The sequence below is a fragment of the Candidatus Marimicrobium litorale genome, assembly GCF_026262645.1.
In the GTDB taxonomy this organism is placed as follows: Bacteria; Pseudomonadota; Gammaproteobacteria; order Pseudomonadales; family Halieaceae; genus Marimicrobium; species Marimicrobium litorale.
The window spans coordinates 1,597,182-1,612,790 of sequence record NZ_SHNO01000001.1 but is presented as its reverse complement, the minus strand read 5'-3'; the positions used below and the strand labels follow the sequence as shown (position 1 = coordinate 1,612,790).

Annotated in this window: 9 protein-coding genes; 3 read left to right on the top strand and 6 right to left on the bottom strand. The window is 54.2% G+C overall.

Annotated elements, in window-relative coordinates; translation table 11 throughout:
* The first annotated feature begins 540 nt into the window (after nt 1–540).
* Nucleotides 541–1,554, top strand: coding sequence for a hypothetical protein (locus EYC82_RS07170; protein ID WP_279248858.1), 1,014 nt, complete (start codon nt 541–543; stop codon nt 1,552–1,554).
* 153 nt (nt 1,555–1,707) lie between these two features.
* Here EYC82_RS07170 and EYC82_RS07165 read toward each other — a convergent pair whose 3' ends face one another.
* The 5 genes from EYC82_RS07165 to EYC82_RS07145 form a co-directional block, all read right to left on the bottom strand.
* Nucleotides 1,708–2,646, bottom strand: a complete 939-nt coding sequence (locus tag EYC82_RS07165) for an alpha/beta fold hydrolase (RefSeq protein ID WP_279248857.1) — start codon at nt 2,644–2,646, stop codon at nt 1,708–1,710.
* An 89-nt stretch (nt 2,647–2,735) separates the two neighbouring features.
* Complete coding sequence (locus tag EYC82_RS07160) at nt 2,736–3,209, bottom strand: hypothetical protein (RefSeq protein WP_279248856.1); 474 nt, start codon at nt 3,207–3,209, stop codon at nt 2,736–2,738.
* A 133-nt stretch (nt 3,210–3,342) separates the two neighbouring features.
* Nucleotides 3,343–4,566, bottom strand: a complete 1,224-nt coding sequence (locus tag EYC82_RS07155) for an MFS transporter (RefSeq protein WP_279248855.1) — start codon at nt 4,564–4,566, stop codon at nt 3,343–3,345.
* 294 nt (nt 4,567–4,860) lie between these two features.
* Entirely contained in the window at nt 4,861–6,609 is a 1,749-nt protein-coding gene (locus EYC82_RS07150) for a hybrid sensor histidine kinase/response regulator (protein ID WP_279248854.1), read from the bottom strand.
* A gap of 233 nt (nt 6,610–6,842) precedes the next feature.
* A complete protein-coding gene (locus tag EYC82_RS07145; protein ID WP_279248853.1) occupies nt 6,843–7,901 on the bottom strand; it encodes an AraC family transcriptional regulator in 1,059 nt (352 codons plus the stop codon).
* A gap of 179 nt (nt 7,902–8,080) precedes the next feature.
* Between EYC82_RS07145 and EYC82_RS07140 the strand changes: the two genes are divergently transcribed.
* Complete coding sequence (locus EYC82_RS07140; RefSeq protein ID WP_279248852.1) at nt 8,081–8,974, top strand: fatty acid desaturase; 894 nt, start codon at nt 8,081–8,083, stop codon at nt 8,972–8,974.
* 79 nt (nt 8,975–9,053) lie between these two features.
* Here EYC82_RS07140 and EYC82_RS07135 read toward each other — a convergent pair whose 3' ends face one another.
* Complete coding sequence (locus EYC82_RS07135) at nt 9,054–9,674, bottom strand: class I SAM-dependent methyltransferase (protein ID WP_279248851.1); 621 nt, start codon at nt 9,672–9,674, stop codon at nt 9,054–9,056.
* Between the two features lie 264 nt (nt 9,675–9,938).
* Between EYC82_RS07135 and EYC82_RS07130 the strand changes: the two genes are divergently transcribed.
* A complete protein-coding gene (locus tag EYC82_RS07130) occupies nt 9,939–15,506 on the top strand; it encodes a beta strand repeat-containing protein (RefSeq protein ID WP_279248850.1) in 5,568 nt (1,855 codons plus the stop codon).
* Nucleotides 15,507–15,609 lie beyond the last annotated feature (103 nt).

The following is a 15,609-nucleotide window of genomic DNA, read 5'->3' as shown; positions in this document are numbered from 1 at the left end:
TTCGCCAGCCACTAGTCGGGGAGCTGACTTGGCCCGATTACTGACTTCCTTTGTCCATCGAGAGTTTGATGCGTATCTCAAATGCGGTCGTCTCGAATACCGATTCCTGCGCGTGCCCAGAAGTTGATCATCAGCTTCCATATTCGGCGGGATATCATCCAAATATTTTCGCCATGTGCATATTTTTTATACAGAATAGACTAAGTTATCAGTAGCCAAAGTTATCAGTAGCCAAAGTGTTTCTCACCACTATCATCAACACGAGATAAGTCCATGTTTCCTTCATCTTCATATCAACAAACGGTGGGACGCTTTGCGTCTTTCACGGTATTAGCAGCAGCGGCATTACTGTGTGGATGCGATAGTAATAGCAACTCCAGCGCGTCGAGCGCTAACGGTCCGCCAGCGTTTTGCAGTGCACAGCCAATCGATCAACCATCGGTGGCGTGCTCGCTGAGAATCGAGACACCCGCTGACTATGCGGCGGCAGTCGCAAGTTTTCAAACCACTCCGGAACACTGCATCTCCCCTGATCTTTATGTGACGTCTTTACAGGGCGGCGAGAGGCTCTATCCAGAGCAGTATCAGTATGCCTGGGCCAACGGCAGTACCAACGCGCATCGCTACCTCGAGCTCAATAGACGATGGGGACAATCTAATAACCCGTCGATTCTGATAAAAATGCTCACAGCAATTGACACCTTCATTGGCTTCCCGGTTTACGTGCGGCCATACGTGGCAGACAATCCGGTGTCTTCGCTGATTCTTGCCGCGTATACGCTGCCACAAGATGCGCAGGTGCAAGTGCCGTCCTTTGAAGCATGGTTCAAGATTCTTGAGGAGGAGTTCGAGGTTTTTGTGCCATTGGAGCTGGGGCGACTCATGGTCGAGCCCTATACAAAAATGTCCGTTCAGGAAGATGTTGTTGATGTATTTACGAAGTTAACCGGATGCTCCGGCTCGGGTACTTATCCCAACCGAGAGTGGCCGTCGACGGAGAACCCCGGAAGCTGCAGCCCGGAGGTGCAGATGGCATTGGGCTTCACGGTACAACTCAATACAGGTGAGAACGTGCCAGCGTGCAAAGTGGGAAGCCAGAACTGTGCAATCTCGTCAAAGCAATGCTTTGACGGTTTTAATAACAGCTACCTCGCGCCCAATCTGGCGAACAATATGGAGTACTCGATACTGGTAGGGCCGCTTCGTGCTGCCCTGGCTTTTTGCCAAGACGCTAATCCGTTTAACACGGGTGTTGGCCTGGGTTTCAACACGGCGGCTAATCCCTTCGCATGTACGCCGTGGTCTGAGCAAAGTATCGGCGATCGCTATACCGGTCGCGAATTTATCGTAAAAAACATCAAGTTGATAGATTTGCCACAGCTGGAGATTCTCGCTTTTCCAGCGCGACAGGAGGGGGGTAGCTGTGGTGATGCCGGCGGTGCAGTGCCGGTACCCTATCCGCCGCAAGAAAAAGAGGTATACACCTGTACGTTTCTGCCTGAGAGTCAAAACGTCTTTGATTTCCTGACGCAGGGTTACGGGTTCTGGGATTGAGGTCCAAAGGCCGTACTCACTCGGCTCGCTTCGGACGAGTGTCTGCCAAGATTGAGGCGATAAAGTCTCTGCCTCAGTCAGCTGGGGACTACGGCGGTGAATCTGGAATCCCATGAGAAACAGGCTGAGAGACCTCAATTGTCTACAGCGAGCTCAGGGTGTCTTGAGAGCCTTTAAAAGTGCGTCCGCGACGGCGGCGGGCTGGCCAAACGTTATATTATGATTGCCGTTCTCCAGCGTGATCAGTTCCATCTGCGGCACTGCATCGGCCATAAGCGCCGCGCCGGTATAGGGTACGATGCTGTCGGCCGTTCCCCAGATCGCGGTCACGGGAATGTTCGTTGCGCCCAGCGCTCGGTAGCGGTCGCCGAAGTCGCCCATGGGGTAGTGGCGTAACGTTGAAAGCAATGCGTCGGAGTAGCCCTTGTAGCCAGCCTGTGCATCAAACAACGTGAGCATATTTCCGGGGGCTCGTTCCGCGTCTACCTCTGCCTTGATACTGCTGTGAGCATAATATGGTCCGAATACGGTAAACAGCCACTCGCCGACACCCGGAGCTAACAGAACCGATGCGTAATCTGTCGCTCCCATATACCCCGCCGGTGCAATAAGTACGAGCTGTTTAATCTGGTCCGGGTGGGTGGCTGCGTAGTCAACCACGTTGGCTCCACCCATGGAGTAACCCACCAGAGCAAGGGGAGTGGTCAGTTGCAGGCCGGAGATCAGTGAAGACAATTCATCCCGGTAGAGGCCAGCATTGTAGGGGCCTTCCGGCCGATCAGAGAAGCCCCGGCCGAAGTGATCGTAAGCGATAACCTGATAACCGGCTTTAAGAAGCTCTGGGGTGATCTGATCCCAGACAAATTTTGGTGTGCTGAAGCCATGAACCAAAATGATAGCAGGGGCTTTTTCGTCGCCGAGACGAGAGTAGGAGAGGATGCCGCGGGGGGTCTCCAGATAGTCACCTCCCAGTTCTGTCCTGGCAGATTGATCCATATCTTTGAGGCCGGAACGGGCCAGCAGGTAGGCCGTTATCGCTACCAGCAGGAGGGCGATAATGGCCCAAATCAGAAACGTCACCAGTCGTCTCATTATGTTTGTCCTGCGCGCTTTCTATCGGATCGTAACATGCGTCAAGCGATGATGTTTGCCCCTTCAGGGGTGACCTTCACAGCCTACGTTTAGTCTAAATGAAAGACATGCCGCCAGGAACCATCAGCCAGATGTGTGGAGGTAACGGCACCGCTAGCGCCTATATATTTTCCGGTTCCTCCAATCACTGCACGCTCCAAAATGTCCTCAGTTTTTAATGTCGATCCAGTAATGGGATACAGACCAACGCCCTGTAGCTGGATAGTATCCTTACCTTTAACATCGAAAGAAACAACCGAGAGTGTGACCCGACTTTCAAGCTCCTTTGTGTGTGCTGCATAGCCGGTAGTGGTCATCAGCCAATCCATCATGACATCCTGATTATCGGACGACCTGGCGCTAAACCGCCAAATCCGGACATCACCCACGGAATCACCCTTTTGTCCCATGTCGAGAATCGTAGGCGCTGGCGTTGGGCCATGGGTAATGCTCAAGGTAGATTCTGCCGCCGCGGGACCGCTAAACAGTAGCGCGGCAACCGTACATAAAAAGAGTCGTTTCATTATTATCTCCACATATAGAGTCTCAGATGGTGCCAGAGTATAGGACAATTAAAAGGGCTGTTGTGAGTAAATCTCTTCGCATGCTCGCTGTCGCGCTAAATCAATGCCCCAACGTCTCTGGCAGCCACCCCTCTCATGGGGACTCAGCTGGATTCGTTAAACGCGGCATGCGCCAGGCGATCCAGGCACCGAAGATGGCAATGCCAAAATAGGTGATACTGATGGTGGAAAAAGTGGCGTTGCCTTCGCCTAGCCAGATTGGAAGCGCCTGCAGAAGAGCGCCGCTCAAACAGCCCCCGGCGTTGACGATTGCCACGACCGTTGCAGCGTGGTTCGCTGGAAGTCCAAGGCAGGCCACCGCGAAGCTTAGCGAACAGGTGCCAATGAGTAGGCCCAGGGCGACCATCAAGACCAGCAGCTGATCGGTGGAAGCAGTCGTCGAAACCCCCAGGGTTACCGTCATCAATACGAGGGTTAGGGTCGTCGAGATGCGAAAAATGTTCCGCAAACGCTCGACACGCGCCCCGAGGATGCCCGCCACCAGCATACCCGCGGCCAGACCGGAGAAAAGCCCCAGCTCCAGTGTCGAGATCTCAGCTGTGCTGCAACCGCAGGCCCGCTGAAGCTTCACATTCCAGTATCCACCGAAGCCGAGGATTAGCCCTGCGCCCCAGATATAGAGTCCTATTCCCAGACGCACAAAGGGGCGTTTGAGCGAATCTGCAATGCTGCGCGTGGCGCTTGCTGCTGCTTGCGGCAGAGTGTGGTCAGGTTTTGTGAAAAACAGGGTCACCCAGAGCAGGGCCCCCAAGCCCAGCCCGAGAAATGCCTGCCCCTGCATGAGTAAACGCCAGGGAGTATCCGTAAAGAAGGCTGGTATGAACACGGCCGAAACGGCACCGATTCCAAAGCACATGTCGGCAATCGCCATCGCTAGCGCAAAGCGATGAGCGGGGAGACGATTGCGCGCGATTTTTCCGGTGGCAGGAAACACAAAGGCCATGAAGGCCCCCGCCAGAATTCGTGTTCCCAGTAACGTCCAGAAGCCCTGTGCTTGGGCAAACAGCAAGACCGACAGGGCAGAAAAACCCGCCGCAATCGGAAGGACTCGTCGTGCTCCAAATCGATCGAGCAGAAGCCCTGCCGGTAATTGCATCAGGCCATAGGAAAGAAGATAAGCCAATGAAATCGCCGCAGTCTCAAACGCAGTCAGGCGCAATTCCTGCTGGATCGATTCGGCAAAAAAACCATAGGCGAATTGGAAGTCGACCTGCCAAAGAAGAAAAAGGACTGCGGCGCACCATGGCCACCAGGCCCTGAAGTTCCTCGGTCCGCTCTCCGAGGCTTTCCCTCTCATTCTCAGCCCCCCATTGCTTACTGACCCAAAGCAGTGTCCGTGCAAGCCAGGCCTTTGCAGGTCCAGCATAAGACATATAAAAACCTGATTATGCACAAGTCGCCCGCTCAATACGATGTCTTGCGCCTGTAACTATCTTGGCTAGCCCGGCTGTCTAACAGAAATGATAATGATGGATATCGGTTCGAAATACTTTTTTATTGATGGCTTTGGCAGAGCGAAGGCAATAGCCGCACACGTCGGTGCACCTTAAAGCTCTTTCTCTTAATGCAGCGCATCTCGGCTGTAAGACAATTAAACAGCGCGCTCAACCGTTCTCAACGCTTTATCAATGATCTCACGAACCTGTGAGGACCTGAATGGTTTGTGAAGGAAGTGATCCGCTGCTTCCATACCTTGCGTTGCCAATTCCTCGTCAGCGTATCCTGACATTAATATAATTTTGGTTGCCGGGCGCAGTCTGCGCAGACGGCGAGCCAGTTCACCACCTCCCATCCTGGGCATCACGACATCGGTAAGCAACAGGTCAATTTTACCATCGTATGCGGAAGCTATCTCCAGTGCTTCAATGCCGTCGCCTGCGGAAAGCACCCGGTTTTCGTTAACTTGAAGCATGTTGATGAGCATGTCGCGGACCTGTTGATTATCTTCGACGAGTAGAATCGTGGCTCCAATGGAGATGGGTACAGGGCTGTCGAGATCGCGCCCCGATTGCGCAGGTGCGCCACTGACCGGGATCGTGATATAAACCGTGGTGCCAGCGCCCAGATTACTGGCGACGTCCACCTCACCGCCGCTTTGCTGCACGATGCCGTGAACAGACGCCAGGCCGAGGCCGCTGCCTTTTTCCGCCGGTTTCGTGGTAAAAAAAGGTTCAAAGATACGAGCAATGGTCTGCTGGTCCATCCCGCAGCCAGTGTCTGCGACCGAGAGCTGTATCCAGGGCGCCCCGTCGACTTGTCTACGCACTGTCGACAGGCTGAGTTGCCCACCATTGGGCATGGCGTCACGCGCATTGGTGGCTAAATTCATGATCACTTGCTCGATCATCGATGGGTCGGCCTGTATCCACGCTTCGTTCGCGGTGAGGTCTGTACGAATGATGATGTCAGTGCCGATGAGCCGGTCAAGCATGCTAACAGTGGCCAGGATGACAGCGTTGAGATCGACGGTCTCTACCCGCATGACCTGACGTTTGGAAAATGCGAGCAGCTGTTGTGTAAGCGCTGTGGCCTGCGTGCAAGAGTGCTGGATCGCTTCGCCCGCCTGCGAAACCATGGTGGCGTTGGGCTGTTCAAGGAGGGTCTCGGCGTAAGACAAAATTACCGTAAGAATGTTATTAAAATCATGAGCGACGCCGCCAGCGAAGCGACCGATTGATTCCAGCCGTGCCGATTGTTCGACGCGTGCCTCCAACTGCTTGCGCTCCGTGATTTCTTCAAGGACAGCCATAGCACCGACAATCTCATTATTGCCCCTCCGTATTGGTGCTGTAGAGATAGCAGTGAAGATGCGTTTACCGTCCTTTCGAGTTCGTTCGGCCTCAACGCCAGTAAAGCCCTGACCCTCGATGACCGTTTTGTAGAACCCTTCGAAGCGGCTCCACTCGTCTTCTGGAACCAGCGGGTAAGGTTGACCCAGTACCTCGCGTTCGCTCCAGCCAAAAATTTTTTCGCAGGCTGGATTCCACATAGTGACACGCATATCCAAATCGAGCGTGAGGATAGCCACAGGCGCGGCCTCGACCAGGGCTTCGAGAATATGGCTCTTCTCCAGTAGAGCTCGATCATCGGGCTCCTTGGGGCATACAATGCGAGCGATTTGGCCGTTGGGCAAATTATGGTGACGAACAGTCCAATGGCGATCCGCTCTCTTGATTATTCCTTCACTCGACAACAGCTGCGTGTCACTCTGCAGCCAGAGTTTTAGCTGATCGCTGACAAAAATCGTGTTACCGGTCGCGTCCGTAAGGTACACAAGTGCATCACTGACAGCCATAGCGCTGAGCAAGTCATTCATTGGTTTGGTAGTTGTTGTCTTCAAGATACTGGATCAACCGTAATAAGTGAGCGCGAAGTATAGAGCAAATAGATGGGCGATGCCGAACAACAAGCCTTGTTAATACGAGGGGCCGCGTCTGGGGCAGGTCATTTCGCCAGTCACGCGTGGGTGCGTCAATCTAGCCTCGCTGTTAAGTGTTTCCCTCGCTACCTGAAGGCTTTTATTGCACTGACTCGGCGATGGCAGCGGTAGCCAACAACAGCTAAAAGAAGCGCCTAAGCACCTTTTTGGGGCGCGCGGCTGGAGGCTCCTCTGGTTCTGGCGACATACTGTGACGGTGTTTCTCCAAACCAGCGTTTGAAGCTGCGCCTGAAACTCGATACGTCGCTGAAGCCCATCAAATATGCAATGCTTTCAACGGACAAGTTTGCATCGGTCAGGTAGTTGGCGACCTGCTTTTTTGCCAACTCGTCTCTGATGTTTTGGAACTTCGTGCCCTCCGACGCTAACCTCCGGATCAGTGTGCGCGGGCTTACTGACAGCTTTTCTGCCACCTGATTCAGCGTCCATATTTTGCCCGGATTATCCCGGATGAGTATCGACACGGCCTCCTCAGCGGATACCGTAGTGTCTCCGTCCCCACCTGTTTTCATTTCCCTCAACTGGCGCTCGCAGATCGTTACGGCCTCCTGATACAGCACTGGATCAGCTGTTGGAGAAGGCATGAGCAATAGAGACTGTGGCACGATAATTTTTGTCGTGGGCTGACTGAACGTTATATGTTCACCAAAATGATCGGAATACTTTTCGGCATAGGTGGGCTTCGGGTACGCAAGACAGGTCTGCCCGGTAAACCTTTTATGGCCTGTGAAAAAAGTAATGGCAGAAAAAAAGCCGCTCAATACGGCCTCAGTAACAAATACGCGTAAGTCGCCGAGGTCGAACGTTTCAGCAAAATCGACCTGCAACCCCTCGATATGCTCATTCACTGCAATATCGAAAAAATCTGTCCTCGTTTGTCCAAACTTGGCGAGCAGTTTAAGGCCGGTGCGAAGGTCAGCGCTATTAAACGTAGCCACGCCCAGGGGGCCGTGTGCAGAAAGCTGGAACTGAGTTCCGACAGACAGCCCCAAATCCTCACGGTCGGAGATGGCAAGTGCATTGCGGTAGATCCGGGTCAGGTCGTCGCGAGGAATAGTCCCGTCCAGAGTCATTAACTCGTCGTAGGTGATAGTCGTACCCGCGAAATACGCCCGACTGTTTTTTTCGCGCAGTCGCAAATGCCGAAACAGTATGCGGGCGTAGGCAGAGGACGGGTGTTTCCTATTTTGCATAGGCAGGCAATCCGGGATGTTGAGGTCATTTAAAGAGGCGTCGACCCAAAAAACTTATCGCCCACCACTATATTGTCACTATTTGTCCCCCCTGTGTCACGCACTGTTCTATCACCGCTGACAATTTTTGTCAGAATAGGAGGCTCTGAGAACATAAACGAATTTTCGCAGGGCAAGAAATGGACAGAGAATCGGTGCTTACTTATCAAGGTGATGATTTAAAACATTTTGAAGCGCTCAACCAACGCCCAGTGATGGCGTGGCCAACGGTGATGCTTCTTGTCGCGGCCTTTTTAATTTTTAGCGTATCAACATTGGCCTATGTGCAGGGTGTCCTGCCGCTATTTTGGGCGATTCTGTTCAATACGATTGCGGTGTATCTATCCTTCACGCCTGCTCATGATGCATCGCACAATGCAGTGAGTAGCAATCGTCAACTGAACGAGTGGCTTGGGCGAATCGCCACTGCACTGCTATCTCCGGTGCCATTTTTCCGTATGTTTCGTTACATACATATGCAACATCACAGATTCACCAACGATGAAGCCCGAGATCCTGATATCTATGTCAGTACCGGGACGCGCTGGCTTTTGCCTCTGAAATGGGTGACGTTGGACATGAGCTACTTTCGTTACTACTTTAAGCCATCGGTGTTTATGAAGAGGCCGAAGAGCGAGCGCAGAGAACTGTTTCTAGCGGTACTGTTTGGACTGGCCATATTTACTGCAGTGACGTTTGCGGGATGGCTGAACTATTACCTGTTACTTTTTTTTATCCCGACGCGCATCACGGTTTTTTTCTTGGCACTCACATTTGATTTTTTACCGCACTATCCGCATCAAGCACAGAGTAAAGACGATCCTTTCAGGTGCACGTCAAATCGGGTTGGTATGGAGTGGTTGCTGACGCCGGTGCTGCTCTACCAGAACTACCACCTGGTGCATCACCTGTATCCTACCGTGCCGTTTTACCGCTATATCAGTGTATGGAGGTCCAGGCAGCGATACCACGAATCGCAAAACTCCGCTGTTACCGATATCTTTTCGCTGGGTCCAAAAAAACAAGTGTGGTGAGCTTTTCGGGAAACGTAGTCGAACATAATGGAGTGAGGTCAACGAGCCACCCCCGAGACATAGCGATGTCGACACGCCCCTAGGCAATCGCGGCGTAGCCTCGGTAGGTATAGCCGACAATGCGCGGTGTCTTGCGGATGTATTCGGTATCTACCTTGCCGATAATAAAACCGCCAGACTCTATGTACTCCGTTATAGGGCGGTTGATGTTGCAGCCCCCGGCCATCTTTCGCCACGCTCCGTTGAGTCGGTTTTGCCATTTGCGCACCCCCGGGTCTGGTGCTCTGCCGTGTTCACAGAAGATCAACCTGCCGCTCGGCTTAAGGACGCGGCGCATTCCCTCCAGCGCGAGTCGCCAATCCGGGATTGTGCAAAGCGTGTAGGTCAGCAGCACGGTATCTACACTATTGTCTTCCAGCGGTATTTGCTCACCAGGGAGGTCAAGCCACTCCACGGGGAAGCGGGCGGCTTTCAGGTTCGGCTGCGCCTGCTTGCGCATCCCTGTGTTTGGCTCCAGCCCCCAGACTTTCTCTACTTTGTCTGGATTGTAAAAGGGTATATTGAGTCCAGGGCCCATGCCGATTTCGAGTACTCGGCCCTCGGCTTCGGGTACAACCAACCTCCGCTGGCGCGCGATAGCGTCGTTGCCACAGGCAATCCTTATCATCGGTGGCAGAATTCTGTTTTCGTAGAAACTCATCGCGCTTTCCCTAATGGTATGGCCCCATTCATGCTCGCATCGCTGGAGTGGCAGTGTAAAGGGGCTTACACGGTATAAGTCACCAAATTGATGAAATCTTTGCATGGCAGTCTGCAAGCGCGCCTTGAGGCATATCCAATTTTCGACTGTACTGGCGGCGTGCGGCAATTCGACGGGTGTCATTCTTCAGGCATCAAGCGCTGAAAGCTTTTCCTATATTTTGTTTTGGACTAGACTTGCCTGAACCTTTTCCAAGGTATGGTTATGATGTTGTTTCGCTGGATTGCTTTGACTGCGGCGTTTGTTTTGTTGTCGCCCGCCGCTTACGCTCTGAAGACTCTGTCCCTCGATCTTACAAGCTACCCTGCCAAGCCCGTATCCGGTCAGGTACTGACTTATCAGGCCACGTGGCGTGCTGGGACGGGTAGGCCCTGTTTCGGTGACCTGGTCATTACTCTGCCGTCCAGCGGTGTTACCTTTCAAAGCTCCAATCCCGGGGGCAGTTATAACGCTTCCGCTAGAACGGTGACCTGGTCCGGTGTTCGGTTTCACAATAATCGAGGCTCCCGCTGGGCGCGTGTTGTCGTAGACCAGGCTTCTGGTGCCTTGCCTAATGCCAGTGCACGGATTACAGGTGGCTGCTCCGCCAGCAGCGGCCCCGTTCCCGGACCTGATGTTACCCCCGGAACGGCGCCAATTCTGGCGCTGGATAAAATGGCATCACGGCAGAACGCGAGTCCCGGCGATCAGATCGTTTATACCCTTGACTATGAGAACACCGGCAACGCTGCCGCAACGAGTGTTACTTTGACGGATGCGCTTCCTGCGGGCACCAGCTTTATTTCAGCCACCGGCGGGGGTACGTTTGGGGGCGGGAGTGTGACATGGAGCCTCGGTACAGTGCCATCCGGGGCCAGTAATTCCGTGTCGGCTACGGTGAAAGTCAACAGTAATGTCGCCAACGGCGCCGTTCTATCGAATAACGCGTCACTGGTTAGTGCCGAGTTACCGACTGTGCCTGCGGGGCCCGCAGACACTGTGGTAACTAGCCAGCCCATACTCTCTTTTTCGAAACAAGCCCCGAGCACCCACGTATCCGCAGGGCAACAATTTACTTACACAATTGGCTACGCCAACAACGGCTCAGCCACGGCGACCAATCTGGTGCTGACGGATTCCCTGCCGCCCGAGCTCAGTTTTGTAGCGGCATCCGATAATGGGCAACCTGGCAGCGGCGGAGTCACTTGGAGCTTACCCGACCTTGACCCGGGGCGCTCGCATGCGGTCACGCTGACAGTACAAGTGGCTTCACCGATAGCAAATGGTACGGTTCTCAGTAATGACGCCACAATCGCAAGCGTGGAAACGGGCGCCTTGCCCGTTCAGACAACGGATGTCACGGTCGACAGCGGCCCTGTTCTAGAGCTCGATAAAACAGTTTCCCGGAAGACAGCGGATGCCGGTGATCAACTGGTCTACACCCTGAGCTATCGCAATATTGGCTCCGATACGGCTACCAATGTCGAGTTGCAGGATGTCTTGCCGCCTGAAACGAGCTATGTCTCTGCTAGCAGTGGCGGCGTACTCGGCACAAATCAGCAAGTCGACTGGAGTCTTGGGTCGTTGCCGGCGGGTGCTTCTGGTAGCGTAACGCTGATTGCGGATATTGATTCACCCATTCAGAACGGCACTCAGCTGCACAATACCGCATCGCTGCAGAGCGCTGAATTCACCATCCCTGCGACGGCGTTTGCCGATACGCTTGTATCCAGCGCTCCATCATTCAGGATTAGCAAGATTGCCTCAAAACGTCAGGTGCAGGCGGGCGACCAAGTGGTGTATACCATCACATATCAGAATACCGGCACCACCGATGCCACTGGCGTTGTGTTGCAGGATGCGTTGCCTGCTGATGTAATTTACGTCAGCGCTACTGGCAACAAAAACTACGATCCAATAACCAACCGTGTCACCTGGAACAAGGGCACGGTGGCTGCTGGTGGTTCCGGCTCGGTGACACTTACCGTCGAAGTAGATAGTCCGATCGCCAACGGCACACTGCTGAAAAATACGGCTAGCATTGATGCAAACGAAACCGCTCCGCTGACGGCCGATGTCAACCAGTCAATTGTCAAGGTCAGCAGCGAACCGGTTCTCACGCTTGACTTGATTCCGTCGGTCACACAGGCAAGCCCGGGTAGCACCATCGTCTACACCTTGAATTTTGGCAACAGCGGCTCCGACCTTGCCGCCGCCGCGCGCCTGAACTTTAACGCACCTGCCGGAACAAAAATCAGCAGCGCAAACGCGGGTGGTGTCCCGAACGGTGCATCGGTAACCTGGGCAATCGGTGATCTCGCTGCAGGTGCGACAGGTTCGGTCTCAGTCACTGTCTCAGTCGACAGCCCACTGACGAACGGGACACGACTGGATGCCAGTTCCTCCATCAAAGAGACCGGCGGGCATTCTGATGTGGCCACTGCAGTAACGATTATAGTGAGCGCTCCAGCGTTGACGATTAGCAAAAACCCCTCCACAACCGTTGTCAGTGCGGGTGGCACCGTCATCTACACGATCAATTATGCCAACAATGGGACAGACCAGGCCACCGGGGTGGTCGTGGGGGATGGTCTGCCACCGAATGTTACTTTCGTATCGGCCAGCGGAGGCATTACACCCTCGAGCGGTGTCCTGAACTGGCAAGTAGGCAATCTTGCGGTTGGTGCCAGTGGTGCTGAAACAGTCACAGTCATTGTCGACTCGCCGCTGTCAAACGGGACCCAACTTTACAACTTGGCCGGGATCTTGAGCGATCAGACGGCAATCCGAAGCGACTCTAGCCTTGTGTCTGTAAGCAGCGCTCCATCGCTCAGTATCAGCAAAACCGCGTCGAAATCGATCGCCAAACCGGGTGACACCATCGTGTATACGATTAATTATTCCAATACCGGTACGGACGCGGCGACTAATGTCACTATCGAAGATCATCTGCCTGCGGATACCAACTGGGTAAAAGCCAGTGCTATGGGCAGTGAGAACCTTGGCATTGTCGACTGGAACATAGGCACAGTGGCGGCCGGAGCCTCTGGCTCTGTTACCACGGAGGTTACGGTCGACTCGCCGCTGGCAAACGGCACGGTGCTGCACAATACCGCTACTATTGATAGCACCGAAACCCGGCCGTTATCTACGGGAACCATTGATGTAATGGTGTCAAGTGCGCCGATTCTGACTCTTGGCAAAACCGGGCCGGTGACGGCCAACGCGGGCGGACAGCTGACCTACTCGCTCAGGTACCAGAACATTGGCAATGACACTGCTACAGGCATAGTGTTGGAGGATCATCTGCCGTTGGAAACCACCTTTGTATCGGTCTCGGCCGGCGGCGTTCATGCCGCTGGTGTGATTGATTGGAGCCTGCCTGACTTACCTGCTGGATCGAGTGGCACGGTGACAGTGACGGTGGATGTCAATGCGCCGCTGGCTAACGGGACATTGCTGCATAATCAGGCATCGGTGGATAGCGCGGAGACCGCACCGGTGTCGGCGCAGTTTGATACCCGCGTAAGCAGCTCTCCCATCCTTGACATTGTCAAGTCGGTGTCACAGGCGAACGTGACTGCCGGCTCGCAATTCACCTATACCCTTGACTACAGTAATAGCGGGAATGCTAATGCGAGTAACGTGAAGATTGTGGATCACCTCGCACCGGAGTTGACGCTGGTTTCTGCCACGGGGGGTGGAGTTTCGTCCGGTTCAGATGTGATCTGGAACATCCCGTCAGTCGCCGCAGGTAGCAGTGGCAGTGTATCCCTCACCGTAGAAGTTAACGCGCCGATCAGTGATGGAACAGTCATTCCCAACACGTCCAACATTCGCGCCGACGGCGTCCCGGCATCGGTGGCACCGCTCGTTCTGGTCACTGTATCCAGTAAGCCGGATTTTACGCTGGACAAAAAATCCTCAGCCACGACGGTTGCCGCGGGAGGATTGGTCACTTACACAATAGACTATTTCAATCAGGGCACGGACGTCGCGACCAACGTACTTCTCACCGATCAGGTGCCGACTAACACTACGTTTAAGTCTGCATCAGCTGGGTTTACAAAAACGAACGATGTGCTTAGCTGGGATCTGGGTGATGTGCCTGCGCAGACAGGTGGCAGCGTCAGCGTCACCCTGGAGGTGGCGGATCCGCTGCAGAATGGAACACAAGTTGACAATCAGGCAGAGATTACCAGTACCGAGACACCACCACTGACCGCCAGTGCCTCTTTTGTAGTGACGAGTGCCCCCAATCTCCAGCTGACCAAGACCAGTCAACCCGGAACGGTGGTGCAGGCCGGTGATACCGAGACCTACAGCCTTGTTTTAGGGAACACGGGTAGCGATGCAGCCAACAGCGTGGTGATAGAGGATGTGATACCAACGGGCGCAACGCCCTCGAATATCAGCGCCGGCGGCACCTTCAATTCGTCGGGTTCCAGCATTACCTGGACTGTTCCGACACTGGCAGCGGGTGCCTCCGTCAACCTTGGTTATGAACTACTGGTGCCTATCGGTGTAGTGAACGGTGCCGCGTGGACAAATAACGCGAGTGCGGTTGCGGCTAACGCATCACCGGTTTCAGTGTCGAATTCGGTGACGGTAGCCGCCCAGCCGTCCCTGTCTATCACCAAGACCGGTGGCAATAGTGTCAATGCGGGAGATAACCTGGTTTATAGCATTAGCTACGAAAATACAGGTAATGCGACTGCGCAAAACGCCGTTGTTGAAGACATTATCCCCAGCGGGTTAATCTTTGTTAGCGCGGACAACAACGGCAGCAGTAGCGCGGGGGTCGTCAGCTGGGCTTTGGGCAATGTTGCTCCGGGCGCTTCTGGAACGCTGATTTTAGAGTTGAGATCGCCGTCTGGTGCACTCGACGGAACCATCTACAGCAATACATCCAGCATATCCGCTGTAAATGCGCCGCCCATCAGCGCTCGGGCCCAGACCGTTGTGCGCAGCCACGTAGAACCGGATATAGCAATCATCGGGTTACCGACTTCAGTTGCACCGGCCGGTCAGGCGGTGTTCCAGATCAACTATGCCAACAACGGGAACGAGAACGCACCCAACACGGTCCTTCGCGCGACGTTGCCGGCAAATACACAGTTCGTAAGTGCGACCGGTGGCGGCAACTCAACGGGTGGTGAGGTAGTCTGGCCGTCGGCCACACTGAATGCGGGCGGGACGGGCACGGTAGAATTTACGGTTAATGTCGACAGCCCATTGGCGAATGGTACCAGCCTGCCCAGTACCGCGACCCTGACGTCGGATCTGAGTCAACCGGACAGCTCCAGTGCAGCGGTCACTGTTTCCAGCGCTCCACTGGTGCTTTTTGCAAAAGTTAGCGATGTTGATGAAGCGGCAGTCGGCCAGACGCTGGCCTTCGGTATCGGTGTGACCAATTTCGGCAATGCCACCGCAACAAACGTGTTGATTACGGACACTTTGCCTGCGGAACTAGAGATACTTTCTGCCGATAGCGGTGGCGTGATCGACAATAATGCCAATACGGTTACCTGGAACATCGGCGATCTGCCCCCTAATGGGACTGCGGTGATTCTCACTGTGCAGACGCGCCTGACCGCCAGAGCCCCCTCCGTAGTCAATGCGGCTACTATCAGCTACAACGAACTTGCACAGCCGTATACGCTCACTATTACGGTGCCAGTGCCGTTCTTGCCAACGACTATTCCGGCAATGCCGCCGCTCTTGCTGTTGCTGTTAGCTTTGTTAATGGCTATGGGTGGGGGCATGGCGGCGCGGTCGCGGACAACTGGGTAGTGTAATGGGAAATGTCATCACTGACCCTCGGTCTGTTGGCGTGTGAGTGACAGAAGAGACTGATGGGATAAATAAAAAAACCCGCGATTAGGCGGGTTTTCTT